This is a genomic window from Pseudomonas sp. FA117 (assembly GCF_057370475.1).
This window is the reverse complement of the sequence record NZ_CM170675.1, coordinates 3,984,896-4,007,761: the sequence shown is the minus strand read 5'-3', so window position 1 is coordinate 4,007,761 and position 22,866 is coordinate 3,984,896. Positions and strand designations below refer to the sequence as shown.

The following is a 22,866-nucleotide window of genomic DNA, read 5'->3' as shown; positions in this document are numbered from 1 at the left end:
GACAAGGCGGGCCGTCCATGCGGTGTAACGTCCCGGAAAATCGACTAGATCACCCGGGAAAAACGCTGGCGATTGTGCAGGGCCAAGTAGGCATCGAACACCATGCATACCGAGCGCACCAGCAGGCGGCCGGCCGGCAGCACCTTGATACCGCGAGCGTCGAGGGTGATCAGGCCGTCGCGCTGCATGGCCTGCAACTGCGGCCACAGGGCCTTGAAGTAACCTCGAAAGTCGAGGGTGAAGGCCTGCTCGATCTGCTCGAAGTCCAGTTCGAAATGGCAGATCAGTTGCTGGATCACCGCGCGTCGGATTCGATCGTCCTGATTGCACAGCAGGCCGCGCTGGGTCGCCAGTTGGGCGCTGGAGAGCGCGTCCTGGTAGGTATTCAGGTCGCTGCTGTTCTGGCAGTAGAGGTCGCCGATCTGGCTGATGGCCGAAACGCCCAGCCCCACCAGGTCGCAATGACCGTGGGTGGTGTAGCCCTGGAAGTTGCGCTGCAGGGTGCCTTCTTCCTGGGCGATCGCCAGCTCGTCGTCAGGCAGGGCGAAATGGTCCATGCCGATGTAGCGATAGCCGGCAGCCGTCAGTTGCTCGATGGTGTTGTGCAGCATTTCCAGCTTGGCTGCCGGTGCCGGAAGCTCGCTTGCGTCGATGCGCCGCTGGGGCATGAAGCGCTCGGGCAGGTGCGCATAGTTGAACACCGACAGGCGATCCGGCTGCAGGCGGATCACTTCCTCGACAGTGCGGGCGAAGCCCTCCGGGGTCTGACGGGGCAGGCCGTAGATCAGGTCGAGATTCACCGAGCGGAACTGCAGGGTGCGTGCGGCCTCGACCAGGGTGCGGGTCTGCTCCAGGCTCTGCAGGCGGTTGATCGCTCGCTGCACCGCAGGGTCGAGATCCTGCACGCCGAGGCTGATACGGTTGAAGCCCAGCTCACGCAGCAGGCCCATGGTCGACCAGTCGGCCTCGCGCGGGTCGAGTTCGATGCCGTAGTCACCGGAGTCGTCGTCCAGCAGGTTGAAGTGCTGGCGCAGGCTGGTCATCAACTGGCGCAGTTCGACGTGACTGAGGAAGGTCGGGGTGCCGCCGCCGAAGTGCAACTGCTCGACTCGTTGCCTGGGATCGAGGTGGCAGGCGATCAGCTGGATCTCCTGCTCCAGGCGCTGCAGGTAGGGCGCGGCGCGGGCGCGGTCCTTGGTGATGACCTTGTTGCAGGCGCAGTAGTAGCAGATGTTGGCGCAGAACGGCACGTGGACATAGAGCGACAACGGGCGTACCGCGCGGCGGCTTTCACGCAGGGCGTGCAACAGGTCGAACGAGCCCACATCGCCGTGCAGTTGCACGGCAGTTGGGTAGGAGGTGTAGCGTGGACCGGCCAGATCGTAGCGACGAATCAGGTCGGCGTCCCAATGTAGGTCGTCGAGCATGTGGGTAGTCCCCGGAGAGAGCGGCAGTGTCCGGAGTCTAGAGAGGTCTGCAGGAAGGGGTCTTGACCTGCATCAACGGGGGAAAACCGCCGGCAGCCAGTCTCAGTGTCCCATCAGCCAGTGCTGGTGCGGCCCGGGCAGGGTCCACAGGCCGAACAGCATGACCATCACGCCGCCCGCCAGGCGTACGCCGCGGCGGCGCAGCAGGGCATTGACCCGTTCGGCGGCCATGCCCGTGGCCAGCAGCACCGGCCAGGTGCCGACGCCGAACGCCAGCATCAATGCCGCACTGTGTAGCGCGTTGCCCTGGCTCGCAGCCCACAGCAGGGTGCTGTAGACCAGCCCGCAGGGCAGCCAGCCCCACAGCGCGCCGAGCAGCAATGCCCGTGGCAGGCTCGAGACCGGCAGCAGGCGTGAAGCCAGCGGCTGGATGTGCCGCCACAACCCCTTGCCCAGCGCTTCGATACGTGTCAGGCCACTCCACCAACCGGCCAGGTACAGGCCCATGGCGATCAGCAGCAGGGCCGCCACCACCCGCAGCACCTGCGCCGCCGGGCTGCTGGCCAAGGCCCAGCCGGCCAGGCCGAGCACCAGGCCGGCGGCTGCGTAGCTGAGCACGCGACCCAGGTTGTAGGCGATCAGCAGTCGCAGGCGACGGCTGCGCTGCTCGGGCGGTATGGCCAGGGTCAGCGCGCCCATCAGCCCACCGCACATGCCCAGGCAGTGGCCCCCGCCCAGCAGGCCGAGGACCAGGGCGGAGCCGAGCAGCGCAAGCAGGTCAGGCACGCGGGGTCGGGTCCTTGTCGTCGGGCTGCTCGGTCTTGGCCTCTTCGGTGTTGATCGCGGCCTGGTGGCGCGGGTCCTGGTCGTCGAACAGGATGCTGTGGGCAGGGCCTTCGAGGTCGTCGTACTGGCCGCTGTCCACGGCCCAGAAGAAGATGTACACCGCCACGCCGACGAGCAACAGGGCGGCGGGGATCATCACATAGAGGGCGGGCATGGGGGATTCCTGCTCAGGCCATGACGGGACTAGGGGCAGCATTGGCAGCCTGCACGGTTGGCATGCGGGTCAGGCGCAGGGCATTGAGCACCACGATCAGCGAGCTTGCCGACATGCCGATTGCCGCCCACACCGGCGTGATCCAGCCCAGCGCGGCGAAGGGCAGCATCAGCCCATTGTACAGGGTTGCCCAGAGCAGGTTCTCGAGGATGTTGCGGCGCGTGCGGCGCGCCAGGTCGAAAGCCTGGGCCAGGGCCTGCAGGCGGTTGGACAGCAGCACCGCGTCGGCGCTGGTCTTGGCCAGGTCGGTGGCCGAGCCCATGGCGATGCTGATGTCGGCAGCGGCGAGCACCGGCACGTCGTTGACGCCGTCGCCGAGCATCAGCACCTTGCGCCCTTGCGTCTGCAGAGCCTTGACCCGTGCCAGCTTGTCGTCCGGGCGCAGGTCGCCGATGGCCTGATCGATGCCCAGTTGCGCAGCGACCTCGGCGACCATCGGCGAGCTGTCGCCCGACAGCAGCACGGTGCGCCAGCCACGGGCCTTGCAGGCGGCCAGCAGCTCGCCGGCATCGCTGCGAAGGTGGTCGTCAAGGCCGAACCAGGCCAGCGGGCCCTGGCGATCACCCAGCAGCAGCCACTGCCCACGCGGTTCGGGGACGGCCGGCACTTCGGCGCCGCTCAGTGCGCAGACGAAGGTGGCCTGGCCGATGCGCAGCCGCTGTTGGCCGACCTGGCCCTCCAGACCCAGCCCCGGTACCGCCTGGACGTTCTCGGCGGGCTCGGTGCTGCGTCCGAAGGCGCGGGCGATGGGATGCTCCGAGCGGTTCTCCAGGGCGGCTGCCAGGGCCAGGCAGCGGTCGGGTGCCACCGTGCCCAGCGGGCGAATGCTGCGCAGGGCCAGGCGGCCCTCGGTCAGGGTGCCGGTCTTGTCGAACACCACCGTGTCGATCTGGTTCAGCCCTTCGAGCACATGGCCGCGGGTGACCAGCAAGCCGAGCTTGTGCAGGGTGCCGGTGGCGGTGGTGAGCGCGGTCGGGGTGGCGAGGGAGAGGGCGCAGGGGCAGGTCGCCACCAGCATCGCCAGGACGATCCAGAACGCCCGGTCGGCATCCAGGTGCCACCACCAGAGGCCGATGGCCAGCGCGGCCACCAGGCTGAACAGCAGGAACCACTGCGAGGCGCGGTCGGCGATCTGCGCCAGGCGCGGTTTTTCCGACTGGGCGCGTTCGAGCAGGCGCACGATGGCCGACAGGCGCGAGTCCTGGCCGAGGGCCTGGACCTCGACTGTCAGGGTACTCTCGACATTCAGCGTGCCGCCGGTGACCCGGTCGCCGACCCGTCGGGCCTGGGGCAGGTACTCACCGGTGAGCAGCGACTCGTCGATGCTCGAGCGGCCTTGGAGAATGCGCCCGTCGGCAGGAATCACCGCCCCCGGCAGGACCTGCACGCGATCGCCGCAGGCCAGTTCGGCCAGGAGGATGCGCTCGGGTCGGCCCTGGGTATCCAGGCGCAGGCACGACGCCGGCAGCAGGTTGACCAGCTGTGCGGTGGCCGCGGCAGTACGCTCGCGGGCGCGGCGCTCCAGGTAGCGGCCGGTGAGCAGGAACAGCGCGAACATGCCGACGGTGTCGAAATACAGCTCGCCGCTGCCGGTGATCGCGGTCCAGATCCCGGCCCCGTAGGCCAGGGCGATGGCCAGCGACACCGACAGGTCCATGGTCAGGTGGCGGGTGCGCAAGTCGCGGGCGGCGCCCTTGAAGAACGGCGCACAGCTGTAGAACACGATGGGCGTGGTCAGGAACAGCGCAACCCAGCGCAGGATGGTATGCAGTTCGGGCGACAGGTCGATGTTGAATTCCGGCCAGGTCGCCATGGTTGCCATCATTGCCTGGAACCACAGCAGACCGGCCACACCCAGGCGTCGCAGGGCCGTGCGGTTTTCCCGGGCCAGCTGTTCGGCGGCCTGGTCGGGCTGGTAGGGGTGGGCGGCGTAGCCGATGCCGCGCAGCTCGGCGATCAGCCGCGAGAGCGGCAGTTGCCCGTCGTTCCAGCTGACGTGCAGGCGATGGTTGGACAGGTTCAGGCGCGCCTCGCCTACTGCATCGAGGTTGCGCAGGTGTTTTTCGATCAACCAGCCGCAGGCGGCGCAGCTGATGCCCTCGATCATCAGGGTGGTTTCGGCCAGGCTGCCCTGGTGGTGCACGAAATTCTGCTGGACGTCGGCGCGGTCGTATAACGCCAGTTCGTCCTGCAATTGCCGTGGCAGCGTCTCGGGGTTGGCGCTGGTTTCGCTGCGATGCTGGTAGTAGTGCTCGAGCCCGCCCGCGACGATGGCCTCGGCCACGGCCTGGCAGCCAGGGCAGCAGAACTGCCGGGGCTGGCCAAGCACCACAGCGGTGAAGCGGCTGCCGGCGGGGACGGGCAGGGCGCAGTGGTAGCAGGGTGTGGGCTGGGTCATCGTGGTTTTGCCTGGCCTTGGGCAACAGCATGAAACCTGTGGGGGCTGATGCGGCGGTTCATTCCTGATGCTCGGCGCCCTGCAGGGCTTCGTCGCCCAGCTGCAAGGTCACGCCATGCTCGACCTTCTCTTCCTCGAACAGGCGCCAGACCTGGCCGTTCTCCTGGCCGAGCAGCTCGACGAAGCGCCGCCCTTCGACCTTGTCGTCGAGCTGGCCGACATAGCGCCCGGCTTCGCTGCGGGCCAGCTGGACCTTGCGGTCCTTGTCCGGCTGGGTCGGCGAGATCAGGTTCAGTTCCAGGGTCTGCGGGTCGCTGTTGCCGGTCAGGCGCAGTTCCACTTCGCCGGTCAGCTCGTCCAGGTGCACGCTGGCCTTGAGCCCGAGAGTCTGGGCCAATAGCTCGCGGTCCAGCGAACGGTTGATGCCCTTGCCGGCCTCGTAGTAGTTGTCGTTGACCAGATTGTCCGGGTTGCGCACGGCAATGCTGACCATGGTCAGGCTCAGGCACACCGAGGTGGTCAGGATGCCGATGATGATCCAGGGCCAGAGATGCTTGTACCAGGGGCTGGTGGCGGTGGCGGCGGTCATTGTGAAAAGTCTCTCTCAGCGGATCTGTGGGCCGATGAAGCGGCTCTTGGCTTCAACCTGGGTGGCGCTGTCGTCGGCGTCCTTGAGGATGAAGGTGATGTCGTTGGTGCTCGAAGGCAGTTTCTCGGGGGCGACCGACAGTTGTACCGGCAGGCTGACGATATCGCCGGCGGCCACGCGGATCTCCCGTTGCCCGGACAACTGCAGCCCCGGCAGGCCGGCTGCGTCGAGTACATAGACGTGGTCACGCTGGTCCTTGTTCATCACCTTGAGGCTGTAGACGTTCTCGATCCAGCCCTGGGCATTCTCGCGGTACAGCACGCGGTCCTTGCTGACGTCGAAGCCGACCAGCGAGCGGGTGGCGAAGGCAGTGGCCAGCGCGCCGATCATCAGCAGCAGCACCAGGGCGTAGCCGATCAGGCGTGGGCGCAGCATGTGGGTCTTCTGCCCGGAAAGATTGTGCTCGGTGGTGTAGCTGATCAGCCCACGCGGGTAGTCCATCTTGTCCATGATGCCGTCGCAGGCATCGATGCACGCGGCGCAGCCGATGCACTCGATCTGCAGGCCGTCGCGAATGTCGATGCCGGTGGGGCAGACCTGCACACACATCGTGCAGTCGATGCAGTCGCCCAGGCCCTGGGCCTTGTAGTCGACGCCTTTCTTGCGCGGGCCACGGGTTTCGCCACGGCGCGGGTCGTAGGAGACGATCAGCGTGTCCTTGTCGAACATCACGCTCTGGAAGCGCGCGTACGGGCACATGTACACGCACACCTGCTCGCGCAGCCAGCCAGCGTTGCCATAGGTGGCGAGGGTGAAGAAACCGACCCAGAAGTAGGCCCAGCCATCGGCCTGGCCTGTAAAGAATTCAGTGACCAGTTCGCGGATCGGCGAGAAGTAACCCACGAAGGTCAGGCCGGTGACGAAGCCGATCAGCAGCCACAGGCTGTGCTTGGCCAGCTTGCGCAGGAACTTGTTGCCGCTCATGGGGGCCTTGTCGAGCTTCATGCGCTGGTTGCGGTCGCCTTCGGTGACCTTTTCGCACCACATGAAGATCCAGGTCCATACGCTCTGCGGGCAGGTGTAGCCGCACCAGACGCGGCCGGCATACACGGTGATGAAGAACAGGCCGAAGGCGGCGACGATGAGGATGCCCGACAGCAGGATGAAGTCCTGCGGCCAGATGGTCGCGCCGAAGATGTAGAACTTGCGTTCGGGCAGGTTCCACCATACGGCCTGGTGACCGCCCCAGTTCAGCCACACGGTGCCGAAGTAGAGCAGGAACAGCAATGCACCGCCGACCATGCGCAGCCTGCGGAACAGGCCGGTGAAGGCGCGGGTGTAGATTTTCTCTCGGGCGGCGTAGAGGTCGACGGAATCCTTTCCTTTGTTGGCAGGCGGGGTGACGTCATGTACCGGAATCTGCTTGCTCATCATCAAGTCCCACGGCAGTGGAGAAGTGCCAGGGCCAGTGCATGCCGGCCGTGGTCGCGCGCCGATGCTGGCGCTCTGCGGCCCATGATACGCCTGTGATGGCAGGGTAGGGCTTGGCTGCGACGTTTAGTCGCGTTGGGTGGTCGTTTGAATCGTGTTATGGCGAGTGTCAATTGATCCAGGTCAGGCGGTGGTGCATTTGTTGGCCTCATCGCGGGGCAAGCCCGCTCCCACAGGTTCCCGGTTATCCCACAATCTGTGGGAGCGGGCTTGTCCCGCGATGAGGCCAGGCCTGCATTACTCCTGTTTGGCCGGCTCCGCCTGCTGCGACAGGCTGTACACATAGGCCGCCAGCAGGTGCACCTTGTCGTTGCCCTGGATTTCAGCCTGCGCCGGCATCTGGCCCTGGCGCCCGTAACGGATGGTCTGCTGCAGCTGGGCGAAGCTCGAGCCGTAGATGAACGCCTGCGGATGGGTCAGGTTCGGTGCGCCCATGGCCGGGGTGCCCTTGCCTTCGGGGCCGTGGCAGGCCACGCAGTTGGTGGCGAAGAGTTTCTGCCCGTTGCCGACATCGGCCTTGATCCCTTCGGGCAGGCTGCGACCGTCGAGGTTGGTCAGCACGAAGGCGGCGACATCGGCCACGCCCTGCTCGCCGATCACCTCGGCCCAGGCCGGCATTACCCCGTGACGACCATTCATGATGGTGGTCTTGATGGTTTCCGGCTCGCCGCCCCAGCGCCAGTCGCTGTCGGTCAGGTTGGGGAAACCGTAGGCGCCCTTGGCGTCCGAGCCGTGGCACACCGAGCAGTTGGAAGCGAACAGGCGCGCGCCCATCTTCAGCGCTTGCGGATCCTTGGCGACGTCTTCCAGCGGCATGGCGGCGAACTTGGCGAAGATCGGCCCGAAGCGGGCATCGGCCTTGGCCATTTCCTTCTCCCACTCGTGCACGCCGGTCCAGCCCGACTGGCCATTGCTGAACTCGGTCTGCTTGTCGTTATCCAGGTAGCTGTAGCCTGGCAGGATGCCCTTCCAGTTGCCCAGGCCTGGGTAGAGCACCAGGTAGCCGAGGGCGAAGACGATGGTGCCGACGAACAGCCAGAACCACCATTTGGGCAGCGGGTTGTCGTACTCCTCGATACCGTCGAACGCATGGCCGACGGTTTCGTCGGTGATCTCTTCGCGCTGGCCCTTGCGGGTCGACAGCAGCAGCCAGGTCAAGGCGAAGATGGTGCCCAGGGTCAGGACGGTGACGTACAGACTCCAGAAGGTTGTCATTGTTGTTTGCTCCCAGAAGCATTCTTTTGCGCGTGCTCGACATGCCGGCTGGCCTCGGGGTCATCCGCGAAGGGCAACTGCGTGGCCTCGTCGAAATCCTTCTTGCGCCGCGGGCTGAACACCCACAGCGCCAGGCCCACGAAGGCCACCAGCACGACGACGGTGCCCAGGCCGCGAATCATCCCGATATCCATCAGCGTCACCGTTTGCTCTTGATGAGGGTGCCAAGGCCTTGCAGGTACGCCACCAGGGCGTCCATCTCGGTCTTGCCCTTGACCGCGTCGCGGGCCCCGGCGATGTCTTCGTCGGTGTAGGGCGTGCCGAGGGTGCGCAGCACTTCGAGCTTCTTGGCCGTATCCTTGCCATCGAGGTGGTTCTCGACCAGCCACGGGTATGCCGGCATCTTCGACTCCGGCACCACGTTGCGCGGGTTGTACAGGTGGGCGCGGTGCCAGTCGTCGGAGTAGCGTCCACCGACGCGGGCCAGGTCCGGACCGGTGCGCTTGGAGCCCCAGAGGAAGGGGTGGTCCCACACGCTTTCACCGGCCACGGAGTAGTGGCCGTAGCGCTCGGTCTCGGCGCGGAACGGGCGGATCATCTGCGAGTGGCAACCGACGCAGCCCTCGCGTATGTAGATGTCGCGGCCTTCGACTTCCAGCGCGGTGCGCGGCTTCATGCCTTCGACCGGCTTGTTGGTAACGTCCTGGAAGAACAGCGGGACGATTTGCGTCAGGCCGCCGATGCTCACGGCAATGACCATGAAGAAGGCCAGCAGGCCTATGTTCTTCTCGACTGCTTCATGCTTCATCAGTGCGCTCCCACGACGACGATCTTGGCGGCTTCATCGGCCTGTGCCGGATTGGCAGCGCGGACGGTACGCAGCACGTTGTAGGCCATCAGCAGCATGCCCGAGGCGAAGAAGGCGCCGCCCAGTGCGCGGACGATATAGCCCGGATGGCTCGCCTGCAGCGCTTCGACGAAGGAGTAGGTGAGGGTGCCGTCATCGTTGATCGCACGCCACATCAGGCCCTGGGTGATGCCGTTGACCCACATCGAGGCGATGTACAGCACGGTGCCGATGGTCGCCAGCCAGAAGTGCGCGTTGATCAGGCCGACACTGTGCATCTGCTCGCGGCCGTAGAGCTTGGGAATCATGTGGTACACCGCGCCGATGGAGATCATCGCCACCCAGCCCAGCGCACCGGCATGCACGTGACCGATGGTCCAGTCGGTGTAGTGCGACAGCGAGTTGACCGTCTTGATCGCCATCATCGGCCCTTCGAAGGTCGACATGCCGTAGAAGGCCAGCGACACCACGAGGAAGCGCAGGATCGGGTCGGTGCGCAGTTTGTGCCAGGCACCGGAGAGGGTCATCATGCCGTTGATCATGCCGCCCCAGCTCGGGGCCAGGAGGATGATCGACATCACCATGCCCAGCGACTGCGCCCAGTCGGGCAGGGCGGTGTAGTGCAGGTGGTGGGGGCCGGCCCAGATGTACAGGGTGATCAGTGCCCAGAAGTGGACGATGGACAGGCGGTAGGAGTAGATCGGCCGCTCGGCCTGCTTGGGCACGAAGTAGTACATCATCCCCAGGAAGCCTGTGGTGAGGAAGAAGCCTACGGCGTTGTGGCCATACCACCACTGGATCATCGCGTCGGTGGCGCCGGCGTAGGCCGAGTACGACTTGAACAGGCTGACCGGCAGCGAGATGTGGTTGACGATGTGCAGCATCGCGGTGACCACGATGAAGGCGCCGTAGAACCAGTTGCCGACGTAGATGTGCTTGGTCTTGCGCTTGACGATGGTGCCGAAGAACACCACCGCGTAGGTGACCCAGACGATGGCCAGCAGGATCGCGATGGGCCATTCCAGCTCGGCGTATTCCTTGGTGGTGGTGTAGCCCATCGGCAGGGTGATCAGCGCGCCGAGGATCACCGCCTGCCAGCCCCAGAAGGTGAAGGCGGCCATGCCGTCGGAGATCAGCCGGGTCTGGCAGGTGCGCTGCACCACGTAGTAGCTGGTGCCGAACAGGGCACAGCCGCCGAAGGCGAAGATCACCAGGTTGGTGTGCAGCGGGCGCAGGCGTCCGAAGCTGGTCCAGGGCAGGTCGAAGTTGAGCTGCGGCCACACCAGTTGCGATGCGATGAAGACGCCGAGGCCCATGCCAAGGATCCCCCAGACCACCGTCATGATGGCGAACTGGCGGACGACCTTATAGTTATAAGCAGTCGGACTGATTGCTGTGCTCATGCTAAGGTTCCACGGTTTGGGTGTTCTTGTTGGTGGAAAAATCGGCGCCAGTCTCGTTAGCCGCAACGGCTACTACCACGCAAGGTACCCTGCGCCGACCCGTGTCCATACCCTCCCCACCACCGTCCCGTGGCGTTTCGGGTCGAACGATTGTACACAAATAAATATCTGTAATGTGTACCGTTTTTCACCTTTTTCTGATCGATCGGTCAAGCTTTTTTTCAGGCTGCTTTTTAGCACACGACGTCAGGCAATGCGCCGTGCCAGTGGCGTCGCTGCAAGTGCGGCCACTGTGGCAACAAGCTTAGTTCCGTTCGGAGGGGGTGCAAGGGAGGGGGAGCGGGGTAGGGGCGTTAGAGTCAGCGCAAGCATTGTTGTCTTCGAGTGCGGGTGCGATGGCTGTAGGGGCTTGCCCACGAACACTCGCGTAGTCGGTGCCATCCATGAAGTAGCCAGCATGGCAGGGCTCGCCCCTACGTACCCGGGTAGACCGATTAGCGACAGTAGCCCCCATCGGGTGCAGTTCACTCATTCAGGGGCTGTTTTGGCCTTGCGGGGATTCTTCTCCGGGCGCTTGCCCGGCTTCAGGTGCCAGCGGTCGGCGTTGGCGAGCAGGCGCTGCTGAATGTCAGGCGGGTAGTCGCTCAATGTGGTGAGTGGGGGCACCGGTTTACCCGGTAGCCCGGCCTCGCGGATGATCTTCGGCCAGCGTGGACGCCAGCAGAGCATCAGGCTGAGCCAGTGCGAGGTGCCAATGATCACGAAGGCAGGCCAGACCAGCAGCAGGGCAACCTTGAAGGGCCACCTGCTATTGCGAAAGAAACGGCCCATGCCTTCGAATTGGGCACTGAACGCCTGGATGGGAGAGGGGAAGCGTGTGCTCAGGCGCGGGCGCGGGACGGAGTCGGGGCCTTCTTCCATGTAGCGGCGGATGAACTCCCATTCGTCCCGCAGTTCGCTGTCGCCTTGGCCTTGTTTGCCCAGGAGGGCCATTTCCATGTGAGGTAGGCCTGTGAAATGAGGGTGCCAAGCCAGAACGAGTCGCATACCCATGCTAAGACGATCATCCTTTGGGTTAGTGGCGGTGCTTCCTGTTGTTTTCCAGGCAAATGTAACAATGCCGCCGCAGTAGCCAGGGCGGTGCAAATGAACTTGCTGAGTTTTACGGTTGAACCGTATTAATAAGTGGCGGCTTGTCAGCATTTCCAAGCGAGTCAGTCGAAAGCCGTACCGAGCGTAAAAATAGCCTGTGCTGCCACCCAGTGCCAGCAGAAACGTAGTCAGTGATAGCGTCAGTACGCTGAAGTCTGGGAGCTGTGTGATGATTAGTGATATGAATCCGAAGGTTATTGTTGACCATGCCCAAGCTGCAGGTGCCAGCAGTCCTAATGTAGCCATGGTTATCAAGCCGCGTTTTTCCTCTGATCCGCCGCAGCGCATTTCCATGATGTTGTCGTCAAACTCGAATACCGGCCCGCGGCTGATCGGATTATCACTGACGGGTCTAAAATGTAAGTCAGATGTAAAATCCTCTTCGTAATTATCTTTGGCGGCTCGCAGTTGAGCGCGCGTTTGGATTGATTCTGCTATTTTGCGGTCCACCGATGACTCGATGTGCATTCTCCAGAATATCCATTCAATTAGGTGCATTATATGACCTCATTGAACGCTTTGTAGAGTTCTGGAAGTTCATGGGTGCTATCGAAAGGTTTTTTTTGTAGATCCCGTCGGTAGACGCTTTTTTTGCACCATTTCTCCAGTGCATTATCGTCAAAAATAAAAATGATCACTGTAATTGCAATACCAATCCAGAATGTGCCGAGTACGAGCCTGGCCAATATGAGACGGGCGGCTTGAGTTCCTAGCCTTGCGGAAAGCGCGCTAAATGAACTGGCTACGCTGCTTAAAAGTGTGTTGGAGGTGGTTCTGGCTAGATGTTGGAACAGCGGCTGGGCAATGGCTATGGCTGTGCCCACCTCAGCTAGCGATAAACCCACGACGGCGAAAGCGCGCGTAAGGTATGCAGTAGCTAATATTTGGCTACTGCTTCTGGGAGTATGTGAAGGTTCTATAGACTTATAGTGCTCAATCCCATCCGCAAAGTCCCACCAGGCCAACACCAGCCCCCCCATCCCCGCCAACCCCGCCCCCCACAACTTTAACCGCCCCAACGCCACCGTTGCCCCGCCGCCAGTCACGCTTTGTGCGCCATAGCGTGTCATGACCATTTCCACATAACTAACCCCGATCTCGAACCCGGCAGCCGCCGTGCTCATCGCTGCTGCCAGTAGTTCGGTTTTCAGGCGCATGTCGCTGTCTGGTAGCTGTCGCGCCTTGAAGGCCATCAACATCCCCTCGATGAGGGTGATGACCCCGGATACCCGAACTTTGTAGAAGTCACTATTGTGCGCCTGCATCAGCCCTTCGGCCCAGGCCTGATCGAGGTAGCGGGTGATCTGGCCGGCGCTGCGTTGTGGGTTGATGGTTTGGTTGAGCTCCGCTGCTTGCGCAAGGCGCACATTCACGGCGGCTTCGTGCACGGAGGCAAATAGCGTGACCCGCAGCCCTTGGTGCAAGGCGCGGTCCATGTTGTTCGGCGCCGCGGTGCGCAGCACTTGGCGCCCGAGCGCGACATACCAGGCATACAAACCAACGCTAGCCCTGGCGTTTTGTGCCTGACGCTGTTCGTACAGTGTGTTCAGTCGGGTAAAGGCGTTGGCCGCTGCATGGGCCTGGCGGGCGAGGGCTTCCGGCAGGTCGAAGGAGGTCTCTGAACCGGATGCGGCCTTGGCGGCGTCGCGCAGCTGCGCCAGCTCGTCGCGCAGGGTCTGTTGGTTGAAGGCGATGCTGCGCATGGCCAGGTTGTCTCGCTCGGTGGGGTCGCTGCGCCACCAGTGGTCCAATACCTTGGTGCCGAGCTCGCTGAGTTCCATGCCGACCACGCACTGCCCGGTCTGTTCGGCGAAAGCCAGGCCGTCTGTAGAGTCTGCGTCGTCGTAACGGTCCAGGGCCTGGAGGAAACGCTCGTTGATCACCCAGCGCAGGTGGTCCAATGCGCGTGCCTCGGCGGCGAGCTTGGCCGACTGCGTGACCTGGTCGAAATGTTCGAGCTGAAGGCGCATGGCGGCGCGGTCCACCAGGGGGCCGTACTTCTCGTCGAACTGCCGGTTGAACTCGCCCGCTTGCTGGCGGGCGTTTACCCGCGCTCGGGTGTCTCGCTCGAATTTTTCGAGATGGGGCTTGAGCTGGGCATCGTGGGCGTCCGCGTCTTTTCTCGCCTGTTCTGTGAAACCGTAGTACTCCGCAGGCATTACCGGTTGAAGGCGCAGGGTTTCTGCCATGACCTCACGTTTGATGATCTGTTCGGCGCGCATTGCGGGATAGAGCTTTTCGATCTTTAGAAACGACTGCGCCACCAACAGCCGGCGCTCATTGTCGACGCCCGGCTCCACGCTGCGCTGCAGCCAATCACTGCGCACCTGGTCGACTGCTGCATTACGCCAGGCGTTGAGTTCCTGGGTGATGCCGATAATGTCATCGACCACGATGGCGGCGCCGCGGGGGTTGTTGCGGTTAGGTGGCGGGGCGAAGGCCTGGCGCGTAGCCTGCAACGACAGTACATGGTCCTGGTTGAACGGCTGCTGCTTCAGCAGAGCCCGCAGTTGAGGGTCTTGTTGAGCCTTGAAGTCGGCGATGCACTCCAACTGGTCGTACTTGAGCACTGACGGTGGTGAGGGGAGCTCCACCGGCTGAACGAGAGTCTCGACGTCGATGCTCGGCAAGCTGTCGCGGTAGCCATCCTCGATCAAGCGGTAATTGTCGAGCATGCGTGGTGTCAGCGGGGTGGGGCTGTAGAGAGGGCGTAGCTCCTGCATGCTGTCGAGGTCGTACAGGGTTATCGTCCAGCCGAAACTCTGGATCAGATCATCGAGGGTCGCGCTGGGCAGGGCCTCCCAGGGGGCATCAGCGCTGATCGCGCGCAGCGATCCGTTGGCGAGGACGCGATACTGGCTGTGCCAGTGATAGGCCGGGTTGCCATGGCGCTTGAGCAACAGGTACAGAAACCCTTCGCGCAATGGGCGCAGCGCGTAGCTGGAATGACTGAGAGGTTGCACGTCGGGGTAAGGAGTCAGCGGCTCTGTAAGCGTGGGTAGCCGGCTGCGTTGCGTGGCTTCGCCACCGACTGCTGCGAAGCGTAGCGGCAGCAGTTGGAAGCTGCGCGTGCATGAGGCCACCGGGCTGTTGCTCAGCGCAGGTTTGTAGGTGGCATTGACTTGTTTGCAGAGTTCGAGTGTTTCCAGCAGGGTGCTCATAATTGGCCTCAGCGCGTGGACGCAGGCAGGAAGGTCTGCAGGTTGTCGACAAGCGCGGTCTGTTGCTCACAGGTCGCACTCAGGGCTTGCTGCCAGGCAGGTGTGTCGGCGAGCTTGTCACCGTTGCACGCGAGCATCAGCACGTAGGTGATCAGGTCCTTATCCAGCGTCAGGCCATGTTCGCGGGCTTGGCGCAGGTAGAGGTCGATGAGGCCGATCCGTGTGTCGGGGCAGGCCCGATTGAATGCTGGAGCGGTGTTTTCCTTGCGCAGCAGTTTGGCCAGGCGATAGCTCAGCGGGTCCCCGGCCAGCGCAGTCCAGCTATCGTCATCGAGGTGTATCGCAGGCACAGCGAGTGCTTCTGGCTGATCGGCGCCAGTAAGCGACCTCCAGCGCCGTTCATTTGGATTGAGGGTAGGTTCCGGGAACCACCAGCAGTGAACGGGTGCGAACAGTTGCCTGACGCCGGGCAGGTCACGGCGGCTGTCCAGCACCTTTAGCGCCGCGGCGGTGTGGTAGCGCAGCAGGTAGCGATGCCCGTCCGGCCCGGTTGCTACCGCGGCCTGGCTGAGGTGCCTGGCCAGTTGTTCGGGTGCAAGCGCGCTGATGATCCAGCCGCAAACCGCGCGCTCTGCACATTCATCGAGTGCTCCCAGAAAATCGTACTGTCCGGACACGTCGGCACTTGGTCTGGCCGCGAACAGCCAGGGCCCTGCGGCCTGCAGGTTGGCGAACTGCGCCTGTTGCAGCAGCGGCCAGCAGTACGTCGAGACGTGTTCCTGAACCCTGTCACGCGCAGAAGGGGTGAGGGAGGCTATGTCGATAATGCCGCTGAGCCGATAGCTGTGGGACTTTCGCAGAGTCGTGACGATTGACTGGATGAACGGGCTGAGCATCAGGCACCCTCCATGGGAATCAGGCTGCGTCTTTCGGCGGTCGCCTTGAGCGGTGTGCTGGTAGTGCGTGCCCTGGTCGGCGGTGGCGGCTTCTCGCCCTGGCTGAAGCTGCTGGCCAGGCCGGGAACGTGACGTACTGGCCGTTCTCCTTTCCAAAGGGTGAACAGCACGGGCTTGTCGAGCAAGTGACCGAAGTCGACGTCGTTGTCGTGGCTGACCAGTTCCCGCTGCAGTTGGTAAGGTGTGCTGACTGCTTCATTCAGGGTGAATGACACCACCTCGAATTGGGTCCCGCCAAGCATTGACGAGAAGGTGTAATGAATGTCGGATTGGTGCGGCATGGAACTCCCTGTCTAGTGTTGTTCGAAGTGCCATATGCAGCGCGCTTGGACCTCTTGAACTCGGGGGAGACCGTAAAAGATGAGCCTGGGGAAGTATTGTCGGTGGATTCCTAAATTGATGTAGGAGGCGTCGCGCCAGCAGCATCCGAAACGTGGGGACGGTTTGCCCCGCAATGGTCTTGGCAAACAAGACACATCGCGGGGCAAGTCGCAGCGGCGTGCTGCCGCATCGGTGGGTGTTACTTGGCGGTTACTGTCTCAGGGGCCTGGTCTTGCGACAGGCTATACACATAGGCCGCCAGCAGATGCACCTTGTCGTTGCCCTGGATCTCGGCCTGCGCCGGCATCTGCCCCTGGCGACCGTAGCGGATGGTCTGCTGCAACTGGGCGAAGCTCGAGCCGTAGATGAACGCCTGCGGGTGAGTCAGGTCGGGGGCGCCCATGGCCGGGGTGCCTTTGCCTTCCGGCCCATGGCAGGCCACGCAGTTGCTGGCGAAGATTTCCTGGCCCTTGGCCGCGTCGGCCTTGATCCCTTCAGGCAGGCTGCGTCCGTCCAGGTTGCTCAGCACGAAGGCGGCGACATCGGCCACGCCCTGTTCGCCGATCACCTCGGCCCAGCCGGGCATTACGCCATGGCGGCCGTTCATGATCGAGGCCTTGATCGTCTCGGGCTCGCCGCCCCAGCGCCAGTCCTTGTCGGTCAGGTTGGGGAAGCCGTACGAACCCTTGGCGTCGGAGCCGTGGCACACCGAGCAGTTGGAGGCGAACAGGCGTGCGCCCATCTTCAGCGCCTGCGGATCCTTGGCCACTTCCTCCACCGGCATGGCGGCGAATCTGGCGAAGATCGGCCCGAACCTGGCGTCGGCCTTGTCCATTTCTTTCTGCCATTCCTTCACCTGGGTCCAGCCATCCTCGTAGCCGGGCAGAATGCCTTTCCAGTTGCCCAGGCCCGGGTAGAGAATCAGGTAGCCGACCGAGAACACCAGGGTGCCGACGAACAGCCAGAACCACCACTTGGGCAGCGGGTTGTCGTACTCCTCGATGCCGTCGAAGCTGTGGCCCATGGTCTGGTCGGTGGTGTTGTTGCTCTGGCCCTTGCGGGTGCCGAGCAGCAGCCAGGTCAGGCCGATCAGGCTGCCGATGGTCAGTACGCTGATGTACGTACTCCAGAAGGTGGTCATTGCCCGTTACTCCTCATGGCAGGTTCCTGCCCGGCAGGGGGCAGGCGGTCGTCGTCGAAGGGCAGCAGGCGCGCTTCGGCGAAATCACGGTCGCGGCGACGGTTGAACACCCAGAGCGACAGGCCGATGAAGGCGATCATCACCACCAGGGTGCCCAGGCCACGGATCATGCCGATGTCGAATTCCATCGTGCTCACCTCTTGTTCTTGATCGAGGTGCCGAGCACCTGCAGGTAGGCGACCAGCGCATCCATCTCGGTCTTGCCCTTGACCGCGTCACGGGCGCCGGCGATGTCGTCGTCGCTGTAGGGCACGCCGAGGGTGCGCAGTACGCGCAGCTTGGTATCGGTGTGGCTGTTGTCGACCGGCTGCGCCACCAGCCACGGATAGGCCGGCATCTTCGACTCCGGCACCACGTTGCGCGGGTTGTACAGGTGTGCGCGGTGCCAGTCGTCGGAGTAGCGTCCACCGACGCGGGCCAGGTCCGGGCCGGTGCGCTTGGAGCCCCAGAGGAAGGGGTGGTCCCACACGCTCTCGCCGGCCACCGAGTAGTGGCCGTAGCGCTCGGTCTCGGCGCGGAACGGGCGGATCATCTGCGAGTGGCAACCGACGCAGCCCTCGCGGATGTAGATGTCGCGGCCTTCCAGTTGCAGCGCGGTGTAGGGCTTCATGCCTTCTACCGGCTTGTTGGTGACGTCCTGGAAGAACAGCGGGACGATCTGAGTCAGGCCGCCGATGCTCACGGCGAACACCATCAGCAAGGCCAGCAGGCCGACGTTTTTCTCGATGACTTCATGTTTCATCAGGCGTGTCTCCTCAAGCCAGCTGGGCGTTCGCAGGGGCGGCGTCGAGCGCTGGCGAACGCACGGTGCGCCAGGTGTTCCAGGCCATCAGGAACATGCCGCTGAGGAAGATCGCCCCGCCGACGAAGCGCACGATGAAGCCGGGGTGGCTGGCCACCAGGGTTTCGACGAACGAGTAGGTGAGCGTGCCGTCGCTGTTCACTGCACGCCACATCAGGCCTTGGGCGATGCCGTTGACCCACATCGAGGCGATGTACAGCACGGTGCCGATGGTCGCCAGCCAGAAGTGCGCGTTGATCAGGCCGATGCTGTGCATCTGCTGCTTGCCGAACACCTTGGGGATGGTGTGGTACAGGGCGCCGATGGAGATCATCGCCACCCAGCCCAGCGCACCGGCATGCACGTGGCCGATGGTCCAGTCGGTGTAGTGGGAGAGGGCGTTGACGGTCTTGATCGCCATCATCGGGCCTTCGAAGGTCGACATGCCGTAGAACGCCAGCGACACCACGAGGAAGCGCAGGATCGGGTCGCTGCGCAGTTTGTGCCAGGCGCCGGAGAGGGTCATCATGCCGTTGATCATGCCGCCCCAGCTCGGTGCGAGCAGGATCAGCGACATGATCATGCCCAGCGACTGGGCCCAGTCGGGCAGGGCGGTGTAGTGCAGGTGGTGAGGGCCGGCCCAGATGTACAGGGTGATCAGCGCCCAGAAGTGCACGATCGACAGGCGATAGGAGTACACCGGCCGCTCGGCCTGCTTGGGCACGTAGTAGTACATCATCCCCAGGAAGCCTGCGGTCAGGAAGAAGCCCACGGCGTTATGGCCGTACCACCACTGGACCATGGCATCGGTGGCGCCGGCGTAGACCGAGTACGACTTGGTCAGGCTGACCGGCATCTCGAGGTTGTTGACGATGTGCAGGATCGCCACGGTGAGGATGAAGCCGCCGAAGAACCAGTTGCCCACGTAGATGTGCTTGGTGGTGCGTTTCATCAGCGTGCCGAAGAACACGATGGCGTAGCACACCCAGACGATGGTGATCAGGATATCGATCGGCCATTCCAGTTCGGCGTATTCCTTGGAGCTGGTGTAGCCCAGCGGCAGACTGATCGCCGCCAGCACGATCACCAGTTGCCAGCCCCAGAAGGTGAAGGCGGCCAGTTTAGGCGCGAAGAGGATGGTCTGGCAGGTGCGCTGCACGGAATAATAGGAGGTGGCGAACAGGGCACAGCCACCGAAGGCGAAGATCACTGCGTTGGTGTGCAGCGGTCGCAGACGGCCGAAGCTGGTCCAGGGCAGGTCGAAGTTGAGGCTCGGCCAGACGAGTTGCGCGGCGATGAAGACGCCGAGCCCCATCCCGACGATGCCCCACACCACCGTCATGATGGCGAATTGGCGGACCACCTGATAGTTGTAGGCGGTACTGCTGGTTGTGTTCATGTATGGGTTCCCATCCACGGTTATAGGCAGGCTAAACAGCGAGGCAAGCATGAAAGATGGGCAATGTGCCGGTATTGACGGGGATCAATGGGCCCAAGTGGGAAATGTCCCAGGCTTGCGCGTCGATCCCCCGCAAACCGGAAGGGATCATGGGCGTTCCAGCACGCTGATCCTGGCCCACGGCGCGGGTGCGCCGATGGACAGCACGTTTATGGACGACTTGGCGCAAAGGCTGGCACTGCTTGGCGTCGGGGTGATTCGCTTCGAATTTCCCTACATGGCCGAGCGTCGGTTAAACGGCGGCAAGCGCCCGCCCAATCCGCAGAAGGTGCTGCTTGAAAGCTGGCGTGAGGTGTATCGGCAGGTGCGACCTTTGGTCACGGGCACCCTGGCCATTGGCGGCAAGTCGATGGGCGGGCGCATGGCCAGCCTGCTGGCCGATGAACTGCAGGCCGATGCGCTGGTGTGCCTGGGGTATCCGTTCTATGCCGTGGGCAAGCCGGAGAAGCCGCGGGTCGAGCATCTGGCCGAGCTCAAGACACCGACGCTCATCGTTCAGGGCGAGCGGGATGCGCTGGGCAATCGCGAGGCGGTGCAGGGCTATGTGCTGTCACCGGCGATCGAGGTGAACTGGCTGGTGGCGGGGGATCATGACCTCAAGCCGCTCAAGGCTTCGGGGTTCAGCCATGCACAGCATCTGCAGGCAGCGGCTGAAAAAGTGGCGGGTTTCCTGAAGGGGCAGTGCTGAAATCTTCGCGCCTAAGCGGCGCGAAGAGGTCGGTGCAGGCGACTGCTCAGTCGCGATACTCGCACAGGTAAGCGGTATCGACCTTCACCTGCAGCTGGAACTTGCTGTCGGCCGGCACGTTGAACTTGTCGCCGGCGTTGAAGGTTTCCCAATTGTCGCTGCCTGGCAGCTTGACGGTCAGGGCGCCGGACACCACGTGCATGATCTCGCGCTTGGCGGTGCCGAATTCGTATTCGCCCGGGGCCATCACGCCGACGGTAGCCGGACCTTCTTCGCCAGCGAAGGCGATCGACTTGACGGTGCCGTTGAAGTACTCGTTGACCTGGAACATGGGCGACTCCTGAACAGAAGGGCTGAAAAATGGCTGGCCAGTATGCCCAAGCCCCGCACGGTCGTCATCTGCTTTCAGATAAGGCTCAAGGGCAGCAACCGCGCGGTGTTGCGTGCATCCTCCAGGGCCCGGTGCTGTTGCCCGCTGAACTGCAGGCCGGCCAGTTGCAGGGCACCGTTCAGGCCGGTGGGGCGCTGCAGGTGACGGGCCTTGGCGAAGCGCTGCTTGAGGTTGATGTGCGGCAATCCTTCCAGCAGGCTCGAGATCTGGTATTGCTGCCATTCCTGCAGCAACTGCTTGCGGTCGTAGTCGCCCCAACTGACCCAGGCCTGCAGTTGCGCCTGGTGATGGCCCAGCCAGCGCTCGAACTGCGCCCAGACCTCGGCGAACGGCGAAGCAGCGTCGACACTGGCCTGGCTGATGTGCGTCAGCTCGCGGCAGAACGGCGTCAGTTGCGGTCGCCGCCGTGGCTTGACGAAACGCTGGAAGTGATCGACCTCGCGGCCTTCACGGGTGACCAGGCTAGCGCCGATTTCAATGATTTCCATCTCGGTGACCGGCCAGCCACCGTCGTCGGTGGTGGCCTCCAGGTCGATGACCAGCCAATGGCCCATACCAGGCTCCCTTGCAAGACGCTGTAGTGCGCGGCGTCTGGCAAGGGCCTGCGCCGCGGGCTCCTAGAGCGTAGCCAATCCGGCGCCCTTACGGCATCCCCTGGCAGATTGCCGCTACTTTGGCGTAACCAGCGGTTGTGCCCTGAGGGGAAAACGCCTAGCTTAGGCGCATTCAGGTCCATCCTCCGTGATTGAGTGTCTCACTTGACCCCACTGCCCGGCCTCAAGGCCCTGTCACCGCTGATGATGCTTGCTGCACTGTGGCTGGCCGGATCGGCCTGTGCCGCCGAAGTGATGGAAGTGAGGATCGGTGCGGCGCACTTCCCACCTTACACGGTGCGCCCGGAGCGGGGCGCGGACACCGGCCTTCTGCCCCAGCTCGCCGAGGCATTGAATCACCTTCAGGCCGGCTACCATTTCGTCCTGGTGCCCACCTCGATCCCACGTCGTTTCGGTGATTTCCAGCAAGCGCGCACTGATATGGCGATCTTCGAGAACCCCGCGTGGGGGTGGCAGCAGATTCCGCACGCGGTGGTCGACATGGGGCTGGAGGACGCCGAGGTCTTCGTCGCCCGTCGCCAGGCAGGGCGTGACCAGCATTATTTCGATGACCTGAAGGGCAAGCGCCTGGCGCTGTTCAACGGCTATCACTACGCCTTCGCCGGTTTCAATCCGGATCCCGACTACCTGAAGAAGAACTTCCAGGCCAACCTCACCTATTCCCACGACAGCAACCTGTCGATGGTCCAGCATGGCCGTGCAGATATCGCTTTGGTGACCCGCTCATACCTGAGCGACTACCTCAAGCGCAACCAGGCCAAGGGCGAGGAACTGCTGGCCTCGGATCGGGTCGACCAGGTCTACCATCACTACGCCTTGCTGCGGCCCGGCGCGCCGATCAGCCCCGAGGCGTTCGCCCAGCTGATGCAGCGCCTGCGCGACAGCGGCGAGCTGACGGCCATCTTCGACCCCTACCGGATCACCGTCGGCATCCCGCGCAACTAGATGGCGGGCCCGGCAGGCCTCAGCCCAGGCGGCTGCTCTTGCGGCAGTGGATCAGCGCATCGCGGATCATGAAGTTGACCAGCGTCGGCGAGACGCCGAGCTCCTTGGCGATATCCTTCTGCGGCACCCCATGCAGGCGGTACATCTCGAAGGCGTAGCGGGTTCGCTGCGGCAGCTCGTTGAGTGCCTCGGCGATATCCTCGAGCGCCGCCAGGTTGATATGGGTGGCCTCGGGCGAAGCGTTCTGGATCACCACGTTCAGGCCCTCTTCCTCGCTGCCCGAGTACTTGAGCTCCATCGCCTGCTTGCGGTAGTGATCGATCGCCAGGTTGCGCACGATCTGGAACAGGTAGCTGAGCTGGGCCTTGAACGAAGAGGTGATCTGCGGCGCGGAACCGAGCCGGAAAAACGCGTCCTGCACCACATCCTCGGCGCGTGAGCGACAGCCGGTGATGCGCGCGGCAATCTTGACCAGAATGCTGCGATTGTCGACGAACGCCTGGAGCAGTGGTGAATCGCACTTACCTGTGGATAGTTGTTCCGCCATGGAAATCACCTTGTCTCTATAGGGAAAGGGAGCACGCCACATGGGGATGCTTCCTACGACGTGCGACAAATTATTCGCAATGATAATGATTGTCAAATACAGAAGTTAGTGAGTCTCTATTCGATCAAGATCTAAGCTGCGCCCTCTGCATGACCGCTGTGTGAAGGTGGGATCGACGGTGTAGGACGTATCTAATTATTTCTCCGGCCCATCCGTTCCC

23 protein-coding genes are annotated in these 22,866 nt (G+C 63.3%); 2 read left to right on the top strand and 21 right to left on the bottom strand.

The genetic code is table 11. From position 1 onward, the window contains the following. Nucleotides 1-44: 44 nt before the first annotated feature. From hemN to ccoN (AC1TXO_RS18410), 18 genes are all read right to left on the bottom strand, one after another. Entirely contained in the window at nucleotides 45-1,427 is a 1,383-nt protein-coding gene (gene hemN / locus AC1TXO_RS18495) for an oxygen-independent coproporphyrinogen III oxidase (RefSeq protein WP_486403082.1), read from the bottom strand. Between the two features lie 102 nt (nucleotides 1,428-1,529). Then, nucleotides 1,530-2,213 carry a sulfite exporter TauE/SafE family protein gene (locus AC1TXO_RS18490; RefSeq protein ID WP_486403081.1) on the bottom strand — a complete coding sequence of 228 codons (684 nt, stop codon included), beginning with the start codon at nucleotides 2,211-2,213 and terminating at the stop codon, nucleotides 1,530-1,532. After that, on the bottom strand, nucleotides 2,206-2,427 hold the full coding sequence (ccoS, locus tag AC1TXO_RS18485) for a cbb3-type cytochrome oxidase assembly protein CcoS (protein WP_486403080.1): 222 nt from the start codon (nucleotides 2,425-2,427) through the stop codon (nucleotides 2,206-2,208). The genes AC1TXO_RS18490 and ccoS overlap by 8 nt, the downstream gene beginning before the upstream one ends. Before the next feature lie 13 nt (nucleotides 2,428-2,440). After that, nucleotides 2,441-4,885, bottom strand: coding sequence for a heavy metal translocating P-type ATPase (locus AC1TXO_RS18480; protein ID WP_486403079.1), 2,445 nt, complete (start codon nucleotides 4,883-4,885; stop codon nucleotides 2,441-2,443). 58 nt (nucleotides 4,886-4,943) lie between these two features. Next, complete coding sequence (locus tag AC1TXO_RS18475) at nucleotides 4,944-5,474, bottom strand: FixH family protein (RefSeq protein ID WP_486403078.1); 531 nt, start codon at nucleotides 5,472-5,474, stop codon at nucleotides 4,944-4,946. 15 nt (nucleotides 5,475-5,489) lie between these two features. Further along, entirely contained in the window at nucleotides 5,490-6,905 is a 1,416-nt protein-coding gene (ccoG, locus tag AC1TXO_RS18470; protein ID WP_486403077.1) for a cytochrome c oxidase accessory protein CcoG, read from the bottom strand. A gap of 297 nt (nucleotides 6,906-7,202) precedes the next feature. Then, nucleotides 7,203-8,180 (bottom strand): cytochrome-c oxidase, cbb3-type subunit III, encoded by a 978-nt coding sequence (gene ccoP / locus AC1TXO_RS18465; protein WP_486403076.1) that lies wholly within the window; start codon nucleotides 8,178-8,180, stop codon nucleotides 7,203-7,205. After that, the gene (locus AC1TXO_RS18460; protein ID WP_054894780.1) at nucleotides 8,177-8,374 is read right to left on the bottom strand and encodes a CcoQ/FixQ family Cbb3-type cytochrome c oxidase assembly chaperone; all 198 of its coding nucleotides are present in this window, start codon (nucleotides 8,372-8,374) and stop codon (nucleotides 8,177-8,179) included. The genes ccoP (AC1TXO_RS18465) and AC1TXO_RS18460 overlap by 4 nt, the downstream gene beginning before the upstream one ends. Before the next feature lie 5 nt (nucleotides 8,375-8,379). Then, nucleotides 8,380-8,988: a cytochrome-c oxidase, cbb3-type subunit II gene (gene ccoO / locus AC1TXO_RS18455; protein ID WP_054894766.1), complete on the bottom strand. Its 609-nt coding sequence runs from the start codon at nucleotides 8,986-8,988 to the stop codon at nucleotides 8,380-8,382. Further along, a complete protein-coding gene (gene ccoN, locus AC1TXO_RS18450; protein WP_054894767.1) occupies nucleotides 8,988-10,430 on the bottom strand; it encodes a cytochrome-c oxidase, cbb3-type subunit I in 1,443 nt (480 codons plus the stop codon). Before ccoN (AC1TXO_RS18450) ends, ccoO (AC1TXO_RS18455) begins: the two co-directional genes overlap by 1 nt. A gap of 528 nt (nucleotides 10,431-10,958) precedes the next feature. Next, complete coding sequence (locus AC1TXO_RS18445) at nucleotides 10,959-12,080, bottom strand: DUF6708 domain-containing protein (RefSeq protein ID WP_486403075.1); 1,122 nt, start codon at nucleotides 12,078-12,080, stop codon at nucleotides 10,959-10,961. Continuing rightward, nucleotides 12,080-14,743 (bottom strand): T6SS effector BTH_I2691 family protein, encoded by a 2,664-nt coding sequence (locus tag AC1TXO_RS18440; protein WP_486403074.1) that lies wholly within the window; start codon nucleotides 14,741-14,743, stop codon nucleotides 12,080-12,082. Before AC1TXO_RS18440 ends, AC1TXO_RS18445 begins: the two co-directional genes overlap by 1 nt. A gap of 8 nt (nucleotides 14,744-14,751) precedes the next feature. After that, nucleotides 14,752-15,639, bottom strand: coding sequence for a DUF4123 domain-containing protein (locus tag AC1TXO_RS18435; RefSeq protein ID WP_486403073.1), 888 nt, complete (start codon nucleotides 15,637-15,639; stop codon nucleotides 14,752-14,754). Beyond that, nucleotides 15,639-15,980, bottom strand: coding sequence for a hypothetical protein (locus AC1TXO_RS18430; protein ID WP_486403072.1), 342 nt, complete (start codon nucleotides 15,978-15,980; stop codon nucleotides 15,639-15,641). The genes AC1TXO_RS18435 and AC1TXO_RS18430 overlap by 1 nt, the downstream gene beginning before the upstream one ends. Nucleotides 15,981-16,219: 239 nt before the next feature. Beyond that, nucleotides 16,220-17,161 (bottom strand): cytochrome-c oxidase, cbb3-type subunit III, encoded by a 942-nt coding sequence (ccoP, locus tag AC1TXO_RS18425; RefSeq protein WP_486403071.1) that lies wholly within the window; start codon nucleotides 17,159-17,161, stop codon nucleotides 16,220-16,222. Further along, on the bottom strand, nucleotides 17,158-17,349 hold the full coding sequence (locus tag AC1TXO_RS18420) for a cbb3-type cytochrome oxidase subunit 3 (RefSeq protein WP_054894769.1): 192 nt from the start codon (nucleotides 17,347-17,349) through the stop codon (nucleotides 17,158-17,160). The genes ccoP (AC1TXO_RS18425) and AC1TXO_RS18420 overlap by 4 nt, the downstream gene beginning before the upstream one ends. A 5-nt stretch (nucleotides 17,350-17,354) precedes the next feature. After that, a complete protein-coding gene (gene ccoO / locus AC1TXO_RS18415) occupies nucleotides 17,355-17,963 on the bottom strand; it encodes a cytochrome-c oxidase, cbb3-type subunit II (RefSeq protein WP_486403070.1) in 609 nt (202 codons plus the stop codon). Between the two features lie 13 nt (nucleotides 17,964-17,976). After that, nucleotides 17,977-19,401, bottom strand: a complete 1,425-nt coding sequence (ccoN, locus tag AC1TXO_RS18410; RefSeq protein ID WP_486403069.1) for a cytochrome-c oxidase, cbb3-type subunit I — start codon at nucleotides 19,399-19,401, stop codon at nucleotides 17,977-17,979. A gap of 49 nt (nucleotides 19,402-19,450) precedes the next feature. Between ccoN (AC1TXO_RS18410) and AC1TXO_RS18405 the strand changes: the two genes are divergently transcribed. Next, complete coding sequence (locus AC1TXO_RS18405; protein WP_486403068.1) at nucleotides 19,451-20,149, top strand: alpha/beta family hydrolase; 699 nt, start codon at nucleotides 19,451-19,453, stop codon at nucleotides 20,147-20,149. A 46-nt stretch (nucleotides 20,150-20,195) separates the two neighbouring features. Here the strand turns inward: AC1TXO_RS18405 and ppnP are convergent, their stop codons facing one another. Beyond that, nucleotides 20,196-20,480 carry a pyrimidine/purine nucleoside phosphorylase gene (gene ppnP, locus AC1TXO_RS18400; protein WP_013973489.1) on the bottom strand — a complete coding sequence of 95 codons (285 nt, stop codon included), beginning with the start codon at nucleotides 20,478-20,480 and terminating at the stop codon, nucleotides 20,196-20,198. A 74-nt stretch (nucleotides 20,481-20,554) separates the two neighbouring features. Next, the gene (locus AC1TXO_RS18395; RefSeq protein ID WP_486403067.1) at nucleotides 20,555-21,094 is read right to left on the bottom strand and encodes a 3'-5' exonuclease; all 540 of its coding nucleotides are present in this window, start codon (nucleotides 21,092-21,094) and stop codon (nucleotides 20,555-20,557) included. A gap of 204 nt (nucleotides 21,095-21,298) precedes the next feature. Here AC1TXO_RS18395 and AC1TXO_RS18390 point away from each other — a divergent pair, with 204 nt between their 5' ends. Continuing rightward, nucleotides 21,299-22,099: a substrate-binding periplasmic protein gene (locus AC1TXO_RS18390; RefSeq protein ID WP_486403066.1), complete on the top strand. Its 801-nt coding sequence runs from the start codon at nucleotides 21,299-21,301 to the stop codon at nucleotides 22,097-22,099. A 19-nt stretch (nucleotides 22,100-22,118) separates the two neighbouring features. Here AC1TXO_RS18390 and AC1TXO_RS18385 read toward each other — a convergent pair whose 3' ends face one another. Beyond that, nucleotides 22,119-22,646 (bottom strand): RNA polymerase factor sigma-70, encoded by a 528-nt coding sequence (locus AC1TXO_RS18385; RefSeq protein WP_486403065.1) that lies wholly within the window; start codon nucleotides 22,644-22,646, stop codon nucleotides 22,119-22,121. Nucleotides 22,647-22,866: the final 220 nt, after the last annotated feature.